We start from the raw sequence: 13965 nt of genomic DNA, 5'->3' as shown, positions 1-13965 counted from the left end.
GTAAACATCAAATTATAGCTATCACAGAAGAATATTTACGAGAAGGCGAATTTGCAAATGATTTTTTAGAAACACAACATTTGATTCCTGCTAGGATAACTCATCATGAAAAAAAAATTATTCAAAATGAAATTATTAAAGTTCTAAATGCTTTTAAAATTAATTTTGGAGCTTCACATATAGAGATTAAACTTCATAACAATATAGTTAAGATTATAGAAATCGCAAGTAGAATGGGGGGTTGGCGTGATGTATTAGTATATCATTCTTATGGCATTGATTATTTACAACTCTTAATTCAAAGTTCTTTAAAACAAGAGTTGAAAAAAATAAATACAAAAGCTGAAAATTTTTGTCTGGTTAAAATGATTTTTACCAAAGAAGATTATTTATTTTATAAAAAAATAAAATCACTATATCCTGAATTTCTCATTAAAGAAAAAATTCATTTTAACAATATAGAAAATTTTGATTATTCCTCATCGCTGATGGATTCTAAAGGTTATTATTATATTAAAATGAAATTAAATGAAGATATAAATGTATTTTTACTAAACAAAATTTAATATTTTATTTATAATTAATATTTTTGCATTATTAATATCAAAATCATCTTTTAAAACAATATGACTTTTTTTGGGTAATTCTAAAATTTGATCAATACCTGCCATGTTTTCCATCTTGTTTTTAAAAAAATTTTTACTATCTCTTTTTTTTCTTATCTCAAAAGAAACATCTAAAAAAATTTCTAAATAATTTTGAAAACAATTTCTATTAAATTCCCTTATCGAATCAAACATAGAAATTGTGGATAAAATCACTATAAAACCTTGATTATATAGCATTTTGGCAATTTTTACATAAAACATTGCCATTTCCATGCGATTCTTAATATCATAATTAGCATTATTTATACAAGCCCTCAATTCATCGCCATCTAGCAATATGGGATAAATATTTTGCAGTATTAATTCTTTTTGTAATTCTTTTGCCAAAGTTGTTTTACCACTTCCACTTAATCCCGTAATATAAACTAAAACTCCCGACAAAAAATCTCCTTTAAATGTAATAAATTTTTAGGACGACCTAAGTTATCACGCGTCTGACGTTTAACTTTTATTTCTAAAAATATCAAACCTTTTTGCTTTTTAATATTCTTGAGTATTCTTTTAAGTTGCGTAATTGTGGCGACAGAATAACTATAATCATACCCACAAATTTTTAACATTTTTTTTAAATTTGTATTCGATATATGAGTTCTTTGCCCTCCAACACTATCATGCATTTCATTATTAAAAACAATATGCAAAAAACTAGCACCTTTAAAATTTAAAATTCCGCCCATATGCATAATTAATGCTCCATCTCCATCCAAACAAACAATATGTTTTTTACTATATCTAGATAAAATAAAAGCTAAAGAATTGGCATGTCCCATAGAACCTACTACCAAAAAATCATTTTCATGTGTTTGATTTTTATTTTTTCTTAGTTCATAACATTCTCTCGAAATCATGCCTGTCGTAGTAACAAATTTTGAATCTTGAAAAATATCCTGAATTAAAGCAATAGCTTCCTCTCTAAGAATAGCAAAATTGTTATTTTTTATACCATTGTTAGAGTATTTACTAAAAGTATTTTTTTTGATCAAAAAAGCAATAATTTTTTTATCGTTAAAACTTTGTTCAATTGCCTTATTTATTTGTCTTTTTGCGGTAGTAATATTCTGAGATAAATACAAAGTTTTTATACTGCAAATCTTTAAAATTTTTTCACTTATTTCCCCATGTTTTAAATGCTGGGGCTCATCGTCTATTCCTCCTCTTAATCCTATAAATAAAATTAAAGGAATTTGATACACCGTCTTATCTGCAAGAGATAAAAGTGGATTTAAAGCATGACCTATACCTGAATTTTGCATATATATCAAGGGTATTTTCGATGTAGCTAAATTATATGCAATTCCAAACGCTACAGCTTGTCCTTCATTAGCACAAATATGAAAATTTTCTCTTAATTTTTCTTCCAACGCTTGATTTATGTATTTTAAAAGACTATCTGGAACACCAGCTATAAAAGAAAAACGATCCTGTAAAAATGAAGCAAATTTTTCAGAATCAATCATTCATTACCTTTAATTAAATTAATTAAATCCAAAGCAGAAATATAATCTTTATCCGCTTCAACCGAACTTTTATTTTTAAGAATAGACAAAGCAGTATTTTGCATTGCTGTATATGCAGATCTTAATAATTGATTAGCATATACTACAATATTAACTCCAGCTTCTTGCAACTTCTTTTCACCAAGTGATGGATAATTTGTAGGAACAACCATCAATGGTTTTCTATCTTTAAAAGTATTATATTTTTTGCAAAATTCTATAATTTCGCATCCATCTTTTTTTCGAGAATGAATCATAATACCATCAGCTCCAGCATCAATATAAGCTCTAGCTCTTGAAATCGCATCATTCATACCTTGATTTAAAATAAGACTTTCAATTCTTGCAATAATCATAAATTCTTCACTAAGTTGTGCTTTTTTTCCAGCTTGAATTTTTAAACAAAAATTTTCAATAGAATCTTGAGTATGTTTTATATCATTACCTTCGCAAAGAGAGTTTTTCTTTAAGCCAATTTTATCCTCAATAACCACTGCACTCACACCAAGTCTTTCTAATCGTTTTACCATAAATGTAAAATGTGGAATTTGAGATCCTGTATCACCATCATAAATTATTGGTTTTGTTGATACCTCTAAAATATCATTGACTGTAGCTATTCTTGAAGTTAAATCTACAAATTCTATATCAGGTTTTCCTTTAGAGCTCGAATCAGTTAATGAACTAAGCCATAAAAAATCAAACTCTTGATTAATCCCATTTTCATCTTTGTAAAATGTATTTTCAATAGCTAATGCACTAATTCCACTATGTGATTCTATACCCCTTATAAGACTTTTAGCATTCATACATTTTCTTAAAGAACCTAATCTATTTTGAGGTAAAATTCCAAATTGCTTTAAATTTTTATTAAGTTTTGTAGAAGAAATATTTGGAGTATATTGCGGTTCTATAACCTTTCCTCCCCAAGTTTTCATTAAATCAATAGCTTTTTTTCTTGAAGAATTTAATGGACCCTCATTCCAATCACTACCATGAACCATAAAATCAGGTTTGTATTTTAATAAATTATTGTCATAATCTTTTTCATTTTGAATAACAACTTCATCAACACCTTTTATAGATTCTATAAGTTGTTTGCGCTGTTCAAAATTCATAAAAGGCACTCTTTTATAACTTGCAATAGCTTGATCTGAAAATAAACCTATCATAACATAACCAAGCTTTTGAGCCTCTTTAATTATATTTAAATGACCTGGATGAATAATATCTGCAGCCATAGGTACATAAACTAACTTTTTGTTCATTTTGATTATCCTTTAAATAAACATGTATCACATAATTTTGTTTTACTTAAATCACCATTTCTATGTGCCTCTCTCAAATCTTCCATAGCTTGAGAATGCCATATATTATAAATATTATCTGTATTAATATTACCTACAGCAATATGTTTAGCACGATGACTTGCACAAGGAACTACAAGCCCATCTCCATGAATAAATAGAGATTCAAAAGGATAAGAACAGCACTGTTTACCTGCTATAGGGGCATCTGAAATAGCGATACTTCTTTCATCATCAAATGGAGAAATTGGAACATAACGCTGAACGGAAACATAATCAACTTTATCTACCCAATAATTTTTAAAGTCTTCAAGTTCATGTTTATTTTTTTCTTGCAAAAGAAAACTTACTCTTACAATAGGCAATTCTTGACCCATTTTAGCCTTAAGATTTAAAAAATTCTCTATATTTCTAACAACATTTTTAAAGTTTAATCCTAGCCTAATTTTTTTATAAGTTTCCTCTGTAAAAGCATCAATACTAAAATTCATTCTTGTAATCTTAGTATCAAGCAGTTTTTTACTCATTTCTTCATCTAGAAGTGAAGCGTTGGTATTAAAATGAATATCCATTATGCTGTCTTTTTTACTAACATAGCAAATTCTTTCTATAATATCAGGATCTAAAAGTGGTTCATTAGTCTGAGACATACCGACAGAAGGACATTTATATGCATCACACTCATCAACAAGTCTTTTAAAAGTTTCAATTGGCAAATATCCATTATAATAATAATCATTCCTTAAGTCTGCATGACCATGAACACACATAATACATCTGGCATTACATTTAAATTGATTTTCAAAACGAACAAATAAAGGAAAATCATTCAAAATCTGTTTAGATGCATCTGACCATTTTTTTCTATAATCTAACCATTTTTGTCCATAATACTTTGCAAAAATTGCATCAATATCTTTTTTTGAATTATTTACAACTCTTCCTGCTGAAGTAGATTCTGCTTTAATTTCTCCCATTGCATTTCTCCTTAAAATCTAAATTTTGATTCCTTTTTAATTCTATAAAACGATATATAACATCCAACAAATATAAAAACGATACAACATAAAATAACAAAAATACTTCATCAATAATTAAAAATAAGCTAACCAAGGTCAACATTAAAGAACAATCTATACCTAAAATAAAATTTCTATCAAGAAACCATTTTTTAATTCCAAATCTTCTAATTTTCTTTAAAGACCTAAGCTTTTTTGAAAAATAAAACATTCCAAATGCATTATGAATATTCATACAAATTATAGTCATAAAAGCTAGATATAAAGATAAATTAGCACCTAATGCTATAAAAATAAAAATTGCATTAAAAAATACATTATCATTAAAACGATCAAGTCTTGAACCTATATAAGTTTGCTTATTTGTATATCGTGCAAGCATACCATCCGTATGATCAATTAAAGCATATATTTGAATTAAAATTGCACTCACTAAAAAATACTCAAAATATAAAAAATATAAAGTAATAGGGAAAATAATAGTATTTAATGCAGTAATAGCAATAGGATGTATATTTATCTTGGCCAAAAATGGCAAATATCTACGTGCAAGAATAATTCTATAAAAATACTCTATTATGTACATACTTTTTACTTCATTTCTTTGTCTTTTTTTTAATCTCTCATCTAAATTCATCAAAATAAACCTTATTTTTTCAAGATTATCAAAAAGCTTTCATCTGCAAAACTATCATTTGCATAACTTGTTTTTAAACGATTAATCTCTATATTTTTAAAATCCTTAAAAATCCTTTGCACTTCATCTTTATCAAAAAAATACATTTGCATGCCATCTTCACAGCTTGCAGATCTATTCTTATCACTTTCTTGAATAATAACTTCATATTTTGACTTTTTCTCATTATTTTTATAACGATAATCATCCATATTTCTTACAGCAACATAGGCCATAGAACCCTTTTTAAGAACTCTATAAATTTCTTTAGCTGCTTTTTCTATCACCTCTTTAGAATTGTAATAAAGCACCCCATAACAAAGCAAACCATCAAAACTTTCATCTTCATAAGGAATATCATTTACACTTGAAACTTTTAAATCTGCTTGAAGATTGTATGTTTTTAAAAGCTCTTGAGCGGCTTTAATTCCATTTTCTGAGTAATCTACCCCAAAAGCTTTAAAGCCATTTTCTGCTAAAAATTTAACATGCCTTCCTGCACCACACCCTAAATCTAAAATTTTATCTCCTGATTTAAAATTTCTAAAAACAAAACTTACTAAATCATTACTAGGGTAACGCGGTTGATGTCTTTTATCTGTATGCAATTCGTGCCATTTTTGCTGAATCATATTTTACCTTTTTTATAAATTTTGCATAATTATATCGACATTTTTAAAAATTTCTTTCTTGCTTATTTTTTCATCAAGCCATAAATTGATCAATTGATGAGATAAAATTTCAGCATTTTTTAAAATCTTACTTTGAAAAATCCGATGAGAAGGAATATACCAAGAAGAACAATCAATTCTCAATAAACGCAATCTTTCAAGCAGTTTTTCCCTATCTCCTAAATATCTAAAAGTATAACGCCAAGAAATACAGTTATGACTTAATTTAGGATGAATAATATCTCGATGAACTAAATTTTCTTGATAAATTTGCATTTTTTCTCTACGATTTTTACAAATCATTTCTAGATTATTAAGTTTAGTTTTTAAATTTCCATAATTTTGTGCTTTAAAAACCAAAGTATAATCCAAAAGCAAAGATTTTAGCTTAGAAAAATAATGTAAATCTTTAGAATCCAAAGCATAATATTTTTGTCTATATTCTTCAAAAAATATTTTAAAATCCTTAAATTCTAAGTGCTCATTCATTATATATAAATCCTGTAAAATTTCTTTAGAGTAAACAAAAATTACCCCCCCCCATGAATTATTTTCCAAAAATTTAGTATGACCAAAACTTAAAATACTTGCATGAGCCCTAAAATCTATCTTATAAGTTTGCGCACAATCTTCTATAATAAAAATATCATTTTCCAAACAAAACTTCCAAATTCTCTCATCACAAAAATGTCCATAAAGATGAACCAAAACTAAAGCATCATAGGAATATTTTGCATATAAAGCAACACAACTTTCATAATCTAAAGTATAACTACATAAAGAAACATCGATAAAAACAAGCTCACAACCAGCCTTAAATGCTGCACAAGAAACCTGAGGGCACACAAGAGAAGGAATAGCAATTTTACTTTTTCCTTGTTTTTTTAAATAAGAAAAAATCAAATACAAAGCACTCGTTCCAGATCCTGTATAGAGGAGATTTTCATGATTAAATTTAAAAGAAAGAAGTTTTTCTATTTCACACAAATCCAACCCTTAAATAAAAAATTGTATAATTTTACCGATATTTAGTTTAATTTTTATAATATTTTAGGAATTAAAACATGCAAATAGGAAATTTCAACACCGATAAAAAAGTTTTTATCATCGCAGAACTGAGTGCAAATCACGCAGGAAGTCTTGAAATGGCACTTAAAAGCATAAAAGCAGCCAAAAAAGCAGGTGCTGATGCGATAAAAATCCAAACTTACACTGCAGATAGTCTTACGCTAAATAGCGACAAAGAAGATTTTATCATCAAGGGTGGGCTTTGGGATAAAAGAAAACTTTATGAGCTTTACGAAAGTGCAAAAACTCCTTATGAGTGGCATTCTCAAATCTTTGAAACCGCACAAAATGAAGGCATACTTTGTTTTTCAAGCCCCTTTGCTAAAGAAGATTTAGAATTTCTAAAACGCTTTGATCCTATAGCTTATAAAATCGCTTCTTTTGAAGCCAATGATGAAAATTTCGTGCGTTTAATCGCCAAAGAAAAAAAACCTACTATCATTTCAACAGGCATTGCTACAGAAGAAGAACTTTTTAAAATCTGTGAAATTTTTAAAGAAGAAAAAAATCCTAACTTGATTTTTTTAAAATGCACTTCTGCTTATCCTGCCGCCATAGAAGATATGAATTTAAAAGGCATAGTAAGTTTAAAAGAAAAATTTAATGTTGAAGTGGGACTAAGTGATCATAGTTTTGGATCTTTAGCTCCTATTATAGCAGTAAGCTTGGGTGCTAGAGTGATAGAAAAGCATTTTATGTTAGATAAAAACATAGAAAGTGAAGACAGCAAATTTAGTCTTGATTTTGATGAATTTAAAGCTATGGTAGATGCAGTTAGACAGGCTGAAAGTGCTTTAGGTGATGGTAAGTTAGATTTAGATGAAAAGGTGTTTAAAAACCGTGTTTTTGCAAGAAGTTTATATGCAAGTAAGAATATCAAAAAAGGTGAAATTTTCAGCAAAGAAAATGTAAAATCGGTACGTCCTTCTTTTGGACTACATCCTAAATTTTATCAAGAACTTTTAGGAAAAAAGGCTAGTAAAGATATAGAATTTGGCGATGCATTAAAAGAAAGTGATTTTAGATGAATCAAAATCTTTTTTTAAAAAACACTCAAGCTTTATTTGAAGTTGATCAAATTTTAGCGTATAAATTACGTGCTTTAGAAAAAAATGATTTTAAAATACTGCAAAATGAAAATGGAATCAATTTTATAAAAGATAATATCACGCTTTATAAAAATCCCGAGCAAGAGCTTTTAGAAAATTTAACTCTTTTTCAAAATAAGTATAAAAAATATCCAGTATTATTTTTCTATGGTTTTGGAAATGGTATGTTTTACAAAGCCTTATGTGAAAATAAAAACCATAAACACATCATCGTTTTTGAAGATGAGCTAGAAATTTTAGCCCTAGCTTTACATCTTTTTGATTTTAGTAAAGAATTAAAAAATGAAAAATTAATACTTTTTCATACTCCAAATATCACTACTGCACAACTTACAACACTTTTTATGTATGAATACATACAAAAAAGTGTGAAAATTTTTAATCTTTTTGTACATAGCGATTTTTATCTTAAATTCTATGCCCATCAAATACAAGAACTTAACAAAAAGCTTATTGAAAATATTCGCTTTATCGTTTTAGCTAAAGGAAATGATCCTTATGATTCTATTATCGGTATCAAACACATGCTTAATAATCTTCCCAAACTTTTAAACCATGGAATTTTTCAAAATTTTTTAAAAGAAAGAAAACAAAAAATTAAAAACGCCATCATTGTTTCAACAGGACCTAGCTTAATCAAACAATTGCCTTTACTAAAAAAGTATGCAAATAAAGCCACTATATTTTGTGCTGATAGTGCTTATCCTATTTTAGCAAAACATGATATAAAACCTGATTATGTTTGCATGTTAGAAAGAGATGATATAGTTTCTAAGTGTTTTGATAATGATTTTAAAGAATTTGATAAAGGAATTTTGTTTATCCTAGCTTCGGTGGTTCATAAAGAAGTTATTGAATTTCTTGAAAGAAATAATAGAGAATATATGCTAGCACATCGTCCTTTGCACTTTGCAGTATCTTTAAATCTTAAAGAATTTGGTTATATTGGAGTTGGAGCAAGTGTTGCAAATATGGCTTATGAACTAGCTGCAAGTCTAAGGCATGAAAATATCATTTTAATAGGTCAAGACTTAGCTTACGCAGAAGATGGAAGCTCTCATCCAAGAGAGCATATCTATGGAAATGAAGGAGAGAAAATACGCGGTGAAGTTTATACGCTTGCTTATGGAGGAGAAAAACAAGTAAGAACTCAACTCACTTGGAACTTGTTCCGACAAGCATTTGAAAAAGATATTTTTTGGGCAAAAGAAAAATTAAAAATCAACACCTATAATTGTACCGAAGGGGGTGCTAGGATAGAAGGGACTATAGAAAGACCTTTTAAAGAAGTGTGCGAAACCTTGCTTAAAGAAGATCTTGAAAAACCTTTTGACAAACCTAAAATTTTAGAAAACAATGAGATAAAAAATAAATTTTTACAAACTCAAAAACTGCTAATTAAAAATGTCGAACAAAGTGAAAAATTTATAAAAAAATGTCAAAATGAACTAAAAAAACTTGACTTTGAACTTAGTAAATCTCAACTTAATTTACAAGCTCTAATAAAAATTAAGCAAAACCTTTTAATTTTTTTTAAGGATTTTAAAAGATTAAAACTTTTCAATGAGCTCACTCAAGCTATATATTATCATAATGAATGCGAAATTGTTCATTACGAAGTTTTAAATGATCTAGAACAAAACGAAAAAATTAAAGACTTTTTAACCAGTCAAGAAAAATGGTGGATACAAAGCTTTGAGTATTTAAATACTCAAAACCAAATCATAAAAGAAGCTTTAAAAAAATACAAAAATGACGATATTTTAGTAAAATAAAAAAAGGAGGCTTATGAAATTCAATAAAAATCAAACCATACTTTTTAATAAAAATCTAGATTCGCTAAATAATCCCACCTTAAAAGAAAAATTAAAAGAATTATCAATCACTCATTATGAGCTTATCTTGGGCAAAGATAACTTAGATATCAACCTAAAAGATACTAAAAATCATACTTTTCTCTATCAAGATTCGATAAAAGAACTTGATATTATGTTAAAAACCTATAATGAAAAATATCTTTTATATCCTGTACTTTATTTTTATGGTTTTGGAAATGGAATTTTATTTAAAGCACTTTTAAAGAATAAAAATCACCAACATATAGTTGTTTTTGAAAAAGAATTAGAAATCATTAAAATTATCTTTCATCTTTTAGATTTTTCACAAGAATTAAAAGAAAATAAACTTTTAATTTTTGATGTTAATTCCTTAGAATTTCAAGATTATTATGACTTATGCTCAAGCAATCCTTTTTTTAGTTTTTCTAGAACTTATTTTTTAGAGCTTAGTAGCAATTACTATGAAAAAGATCAAGAAGAAATATTAAATTTAAATAACAATCTTATGAAAAATTTCAAAAATGTTATATTAAAACACGGTAATCTTCCAAAAGATGCTGCACAAGGGATTAAACAATGTATTCACAATCTTCCCATCATGCTAACCCACACTCCTTATCAAAATTTACTCAAACAAAGAGCAAATCTTAGCGATACAGCCATTATCGTTTCAACAGGACCTAGTCTTTCTAAACAATTAGATACTCTTAAACAATATACCGATAAAGCAACCATCATAGCAGCTGATGCCTCATATCCTATTTTAGCAAAACATGGTATAAAACCTGATTATGTTTTATCTTTAGAAAGAATTTTATCAACTTCTAAATTTTTTGATAATAATTTTGGTGATTTTGATAAAGATATTTTATTTATCACAACTCACTTAACCCATCCTCAAACTATAAAAAATTTGGAAAATAATAATAGAAATTTTATGTTATCTTATCGTAAAACATATTTGATGAAATATTTACAGCTTGATTCATTTGGCGATTTAGTTGAAGGACATAGCGTAGCTAATATAGCTCATGGATTAGCCGTGTTTTTAAAACATAAAAATATTATCTTCATAGGACAAGATCTTGCTTATGCAGAAGATGGAAGCTCTCATCCAAGTGAACATATTTATGGAAATTATGATGCCGTAGATAAAAATAAAATCACTTACCATTTAAAAACTCTAGCCTATGGTGGAAAAAAGATGGTTTATACTAAAGAAGTGTGGAATCTATTTCGTCATACCTTAGAAAAACATATATTGCAAACAAAACAATTAAAACTCTGCACTACTTACAACTGCACTGAAGGTGGAGCTAGGATAGAAGGGGCTATAGAAAAACCTTTTAAAGAAGTTTGTGAAACTTTGCTTAAAGAAGATCTTAAAAAGCCTTTTCCTAAAGTAGAAACTTTAAGCAAAGATAAACAAGATGAAATTTTATTAAAAAGTTATTATAAAATATGTAAAAGCATAAAACATTGCAAAGATTTTTCACAAGAACTTTTAAAATCTTATAATCACATCTTAGAAAGTTTTTCAAATCTTAATTTAATCTCAAATTTAAATGAAGGTAAAAAAATACTTGATTATCTCATGCAAGAAATCGATAAAATCAAAATCAAACTTGAAGATGAAAAAAATATGCTAGATCTTTATGAAATTTTAGACCCTCTTTTAACTCAATTTGAACTTAACTTAGCAAGGATTTATGTTTTAAATCCAAAAATCCCAGAAGATTCTTATAACAAATCTTTACTATGGGTGAAAGAACATATAGAATTTTTTAATATGGTTTATGAACATATCAAAGCTCAAGAAAAAGCTTTGATAGAAAATATCACTCCTTTAGAAAATGAATTAATGCAAAGAAATTTAGAAAAATACAAAAGGAAAATAAAAAATGCAAAATGAAATTTTTGATAAAAACATAAAAGCTATAAGTGGCAAAGAATATAATGAACTTAAAGAAAAATTAGTTCAAATAAAAGAACTTAGAGAATTTTCTTATACTTTTGGAAAAGATAATTTAGATATCAATATCATTCAAAAAAGAAATCTAAAAACCATTTATAAAAATCCTTTAAAAGAACTAGAGGAAAAAATTGAATTTTTCAAAGATTATAAAAGACATCCAGCTTTATTTTTTTACGGTCTTGGAAATGGAATTTTATACAAAGCCTTACTTCAAAATGAAAATCATAAAAGAATTGTTGTTTTTGAAAAAGAAATTGAAATTATTTTTATAGTTTTAAATTTACTAGATTTTAGTGAAGATTTAAGAAAAGGGAGGTTGATCTTAATCTACACATCTTACATGAGCTATACTAAAGCAGATAGTATATTTTCTTTAAAGGAAATTAATCGTTTTTTTAAAACTTACAATTTGCATTTACATTCTATTTTTTATAAAAAAAACTACAAAGAAGATATATTAAAGGTAAATACTTTAAATTTAAAAGCTATTAAAAACATAAGCTTAAGACATGGAACTGACCCAAAAGATGCTATGCAAGGTATAGAACAATTTGTCCAAAATATCCCTAAAATGATCAACCATCCAAGTTATAAAACCTTACTTCAAAAAAGAAAAAATACCAAAAATGAAAATGCAGCCATCATAGTTTCTACAGGACCTAGTCTTGAAAAACAGCTTCCTTTACTTAAACAGTATGCAAACAAAGCAACTATTTTTTGCGCTGATAGCGCTTATCTTATTTTAGCAAAACATGATATAAAACCTGATTATGTCTGCATGATGGAGCGTGATGAAATAGTAGCTGAATGTTTTAATAATGATTTTGGTAATTTTGATAAAGATATTATTTTTATAGTAGCTTCTTTAGTGCATAAAAAAACCCTTTCTTATCTTGAAAAAAACAAAAGATCCTATATCTTAGCAACAAGATTTTTGCCTTTTGCTAGCTCAATAGACCTTAAAGAATTTGGATATATAGGTGGTGGACTAAGCGTAGCCCACATGAACTATGAACTAGCTATCAATCTAAACTATAAAAACATCATTTTAATAGGACAAGATCTAGCTTATGCAAAAGATGGGAGCTCTCATTCAAAAGGCTTTGTCCATGAAAAACTCCACGATGGACATCATCAAAGAGATTTTAACAAATACACAACTATAGCTTATGGAGGAGAAGGAACAGTTCAAAGCTCTGAAATTTGGACTATATTTAGAGAAATTTTTGAAAATAGCATAAAGAAAAATAAAGAAACAATAAAAACTTATAATTGCACCGAAGGAGGAGCTAGGATAGAAGGAGCCATAGAAAAATCGTTTGAAGAAATATGCAAAACTCTACCTAAAAAAGATTTAAAAAAGCCTTTTGCTAAAATTCCTAAACTTTCAAAAAAACAAAGAAATGAATTAATGCTAAAAGCCTATAAAAATATCAAAAAACAAATGAGCTTAACTCAAACTTTTTTAAAAGAATGCAAAAAAGTTAAAAATCAATTAGCTTCATTAAAAAAAGGAAAGTCTAAGCTCACCCTAGATCAAATCAATCAAAATTTAGATAAATTTAAAACTCGTTTAGATTTAAAACGCTATAATTTTTTATATGAAATTTTAGGACCTACTTTATATCACGAAGAAAGTTTACTAACTCCTCTATACACTCAAAATTTTACAAATGAAAGTGAAAAACAAAACAAACTTTTTGCTTGGCTTTATGCTCATGAATCTTTGATAGAAAATATCTATGATCTTGTAAATACTCAAAATATTATCTTAAAAAAAGCTATCATTCCTTTACAAGACAAACTTGAAAAAAGAAATCTAATCTAAAGAGCAAAATTTTGCTCTTTAGAAAGATTATTGTAAAAGTTTTAAGACATTTTGTTGCACAGCATTAGCTTGACTCATAGCGTATGAGCCTGATTGTGCAAGGATGTTGTACTTAGAAAAATTTGCACTCTCACTTGCAAAGTCTACATCTCTTATGGTTGATTCAGCTGCTTTTACATTAACCTGAGTTACGGTAATGTTATTTATAGTAACTTGGAGTTGATTTTGCACTGAACCTATATCAGCTCTGATTTGATCAAGATTGGTTATAGCAGTTTCAGCGATATCCATCACAGCCATAGCACCTTTA

General features: G+C 27.4%; 13 protein-coding genes. 5 read left to right on the top strand and 8 right to left on the bottom strand.

Annotation, left to right across the window (positions count from 1 at the left end; translation table 11 throughout):
• The coding region (locus ELQ07_RS06135; RefSeq protein WP_134224894.1) for an ATP-grasp domain-containing protein at positions 1-566 on the top strand (566 nt) is incomplete at its 5' end.
• Here ELQ07_RS06135 and ELQ07_RS06130 read toward each other — a convergent pair.
• From ELQ07_RS06130 to ELQ07_RS06100, 7 genes are read right to left on the bottom strand one after another with little or no spacing between them, the layout of a single operon-like run.
• Positions 552-1049 carry an adenylyl-sulfate kinase gene (locus ELQ07_RS06130; RefSeq protein ID WP_070248374.1) on the bottom strand — a complete coding sequence of 166 codons (498 nt, stop codon included), beginning with the start codon at positions 1047-1049 and terminating at the stop codon, positions 552-554. The genes ELQ07_RS06135 and ELQ07_RS06130 overlap by 15 nt on opposite strands.
• A complete protein-coding gene (gene aepY / locus ELQ07_RS06125) occupies positions 1034-2125 on the bottom strand; it encodes a phosphonopyruvate decarboxylase (protein ID WP_070248372.1) in 1092 nt (363 codons plus the stop codon). Before aepY ends, ELQ07_RS06130 begins: the two co-directional genes overlap by 16 nt.
• Positions 2122-3432, bottom strand: a complete 1311-nt coding sequence (aepX, locus tag ELQ07_RS06120; protein ID WP_052858199.1) for a phosphoenolpyruvate mutase — start codon at positions 3430-3432, stop codon at positions 2122-2124. The genes aepY and aepX overlap by 4 nt, the downstream gene beginning before the upstream one ends.
• A gap of 5 nt (positions 3433-3437) precedes the next feature.
• Positions 3438-4448 (bottom strand): radical SAM protein, encoded by a 1011-nt coding sequence (locus ELQ07_RS06115; protein WP_070248369.1) that lies wholly within the window; start codon positions 4446-4448, stop codon positions 3438-3440.
• Entirely contained in the window at positions 4435-5127 is a 693-nt protein-coding gene (locus tag ELQ07_RS06110) for a CDP-alcohol phosphatidyltransferase family protein (RefSeq protein ID WP_070298115.1), read from the bottom strand. The genes ELQ07_RS06115 and ELQ07_RS06110 overlap by 14 nt, the downstream gene beginning before the upstream one ends.
• Positions 5128-5138: 11 nt before the next feature.
• Positions 5139-5798: a class I SAM-dependent methyltransferase gene (locus ELQ07_RS06105; RefSeq protein WP_134224891.1), complete on the bottom strand. Its 660-nt coding sequence runs from the start codon at positions 5796-5798 to the stop codon at positions 5139-5141.
• Positions 5799-5810: 12 nt separating this feature from the next.
• A complete protein-coding gene (locus ELQ07_RS06100) occupies positions 5811-6824 on the bottom strand; it encodes a DegT/DnrJ/EryC1/StrS family aminotransferase (RefSeq protein ID WP_161565371.1) in 1014 nt (337 codons plus the stop codon).
• 77 nt (positions 6825-6901) lie between these two features.
• Between ELQ07_RS06100 and pseI the strand changes: the two genes are divergently transcribed.
• From pseI to ELQ07_RS06080, 4 genes are read left to right on the top strand one after another with little or no spacing between them, the layout of a single operon-like run.
• A complete protein-coding gene (pseI, locus tag ELQ07_RS06095; protein WP_134224890.1) occupies positions 6902-7933 on the top strand; it encodes a pseudaminic acid synthase in 1032 nt (343 codons plus the stop codon).
• Positions 7930-9789 (top strand): motility associated factor glycosyltransferase family protein, encoded by a 1860-nt coding sequence (locus ELQ07_RS06090; RefSeq protein WP_134224889.1) that lies wholly within the window; start codon positions 7930-7932, stop codon positions 9787-9789. Before pseI ends, ELQ07_RS06090 begins: the two co-directional genes overlap by 4 nt.
• A gap of 13 nt (positions 9790-9802) precedes the next feature.
• Entirely contained in the window at positions 9803-11764 is a 1962-nt protein-coding gene (locus ELQ07_RS06085) for a motility associated factor glycosyltransferase family protein (RefSeq protein WP_134224888.1), read from the top strand.
• Positions 11754-13655 (top strand): motility associated factor glycosyltransferase family protein, encoded by a 1902-nt coding sequence (locus tag ELQ07_RS06080; RefSeq protein WP_134224887.1) that lies wholly within the window; start codon positions 11754-11756, stop codon positions 13653-13655. Before ELQ07_RS06085 ends, ELQ07_RS06080 begins: the two co-directional genes overlap by 11 nt.
• 27 nt (positions 13656-13682) lie before the next feature.
• Here ELQ07_RS06080 and ELQ07_RS08330 read toward each other — a convergent pair.
• On the bottom strand, positions 13683-13965 hold a 283-nt coding region (locus tag ELQ07_RS08330), incomplete at its 5' end, for a flagellin (RefSeq protein ID WP_087695104.1).

This window comes from Campylobacter sp. US55 (assembly GCF_004378955.1).
In the GTDB taxonomy this organism is placed as follows: Bacteria; Campylobacterota; Campylobacteria; order Campylobacterales; family Campylobacteraceae; genus Campylobacter_D; species Campylobacter_D jejuni.
The sequence above is the reverse complement of the archived record's forward strand: the minus strand, read 5'-3'. Positions and strand labels throughout refer to the sequence as shown.

Coding starts and splice junctions, on each gene's coding strand:
- ELQ07_RS06090 (WP_134224889.1), top strand. CDS start 7,930: ATGAATCAAAATCTTTTTTTAAAAAACACTCAAGCTTTATTTGAAGTT.
- pseI (WP_134224890.1), top strand. CDS start 6,902: ATGCAAATAGGAAATTTCAACACCGATAAAAAAGTTTTTATCATCGCA.
- ELQ07_RS06105 (WP_134224891.1), bottom strand. CDS start 5,798: ATGATTCAGCAAAAATGGCACGAATTGCATACAGATAAAAGACATCAA.
- ELQ07_RS06110 (WP_070298115.1), bottom strand. CDS start 5,127: ATGAATTTAGATGAGAGATTAAAAAAAAGACAAAGAAATGAAGTAAAA.
- ELQ07_RS06080 (WP_134224887.1), top strand. CDS start 11,754: ATGCAAAATGAAATTTTTGATAAAAACATAAAAGCTATAAGTGGCAAA.
- aepX (WP_052858199.1), bottom strand. CDS start 3,432: ATGAACAAAAAGTTAGTTTATGTACCTATGGCTGCAGATATTATTCAT.
- aepY (WP_070248372.1), bottom strand. CDS start 2,125: ATGATTGATTCTGAAAAATTTGCTTCATTTTTACAGGATCGTTTTTCT.
- ELQ07_RS06115 (WP_070248369.1), bottom strand. CDS start 4,448: ATGGGAGAAATTAAAGCAGAATCTACTTCAGCAGGAAGAGTTGTAAAT.
- ELQ07_RS06085 (WP_134224888.1), top strand. CDS start 9,803: ATGAAATTCAATAAAAATCAAACCATACTTTTTAATAAAAATCTAGAT.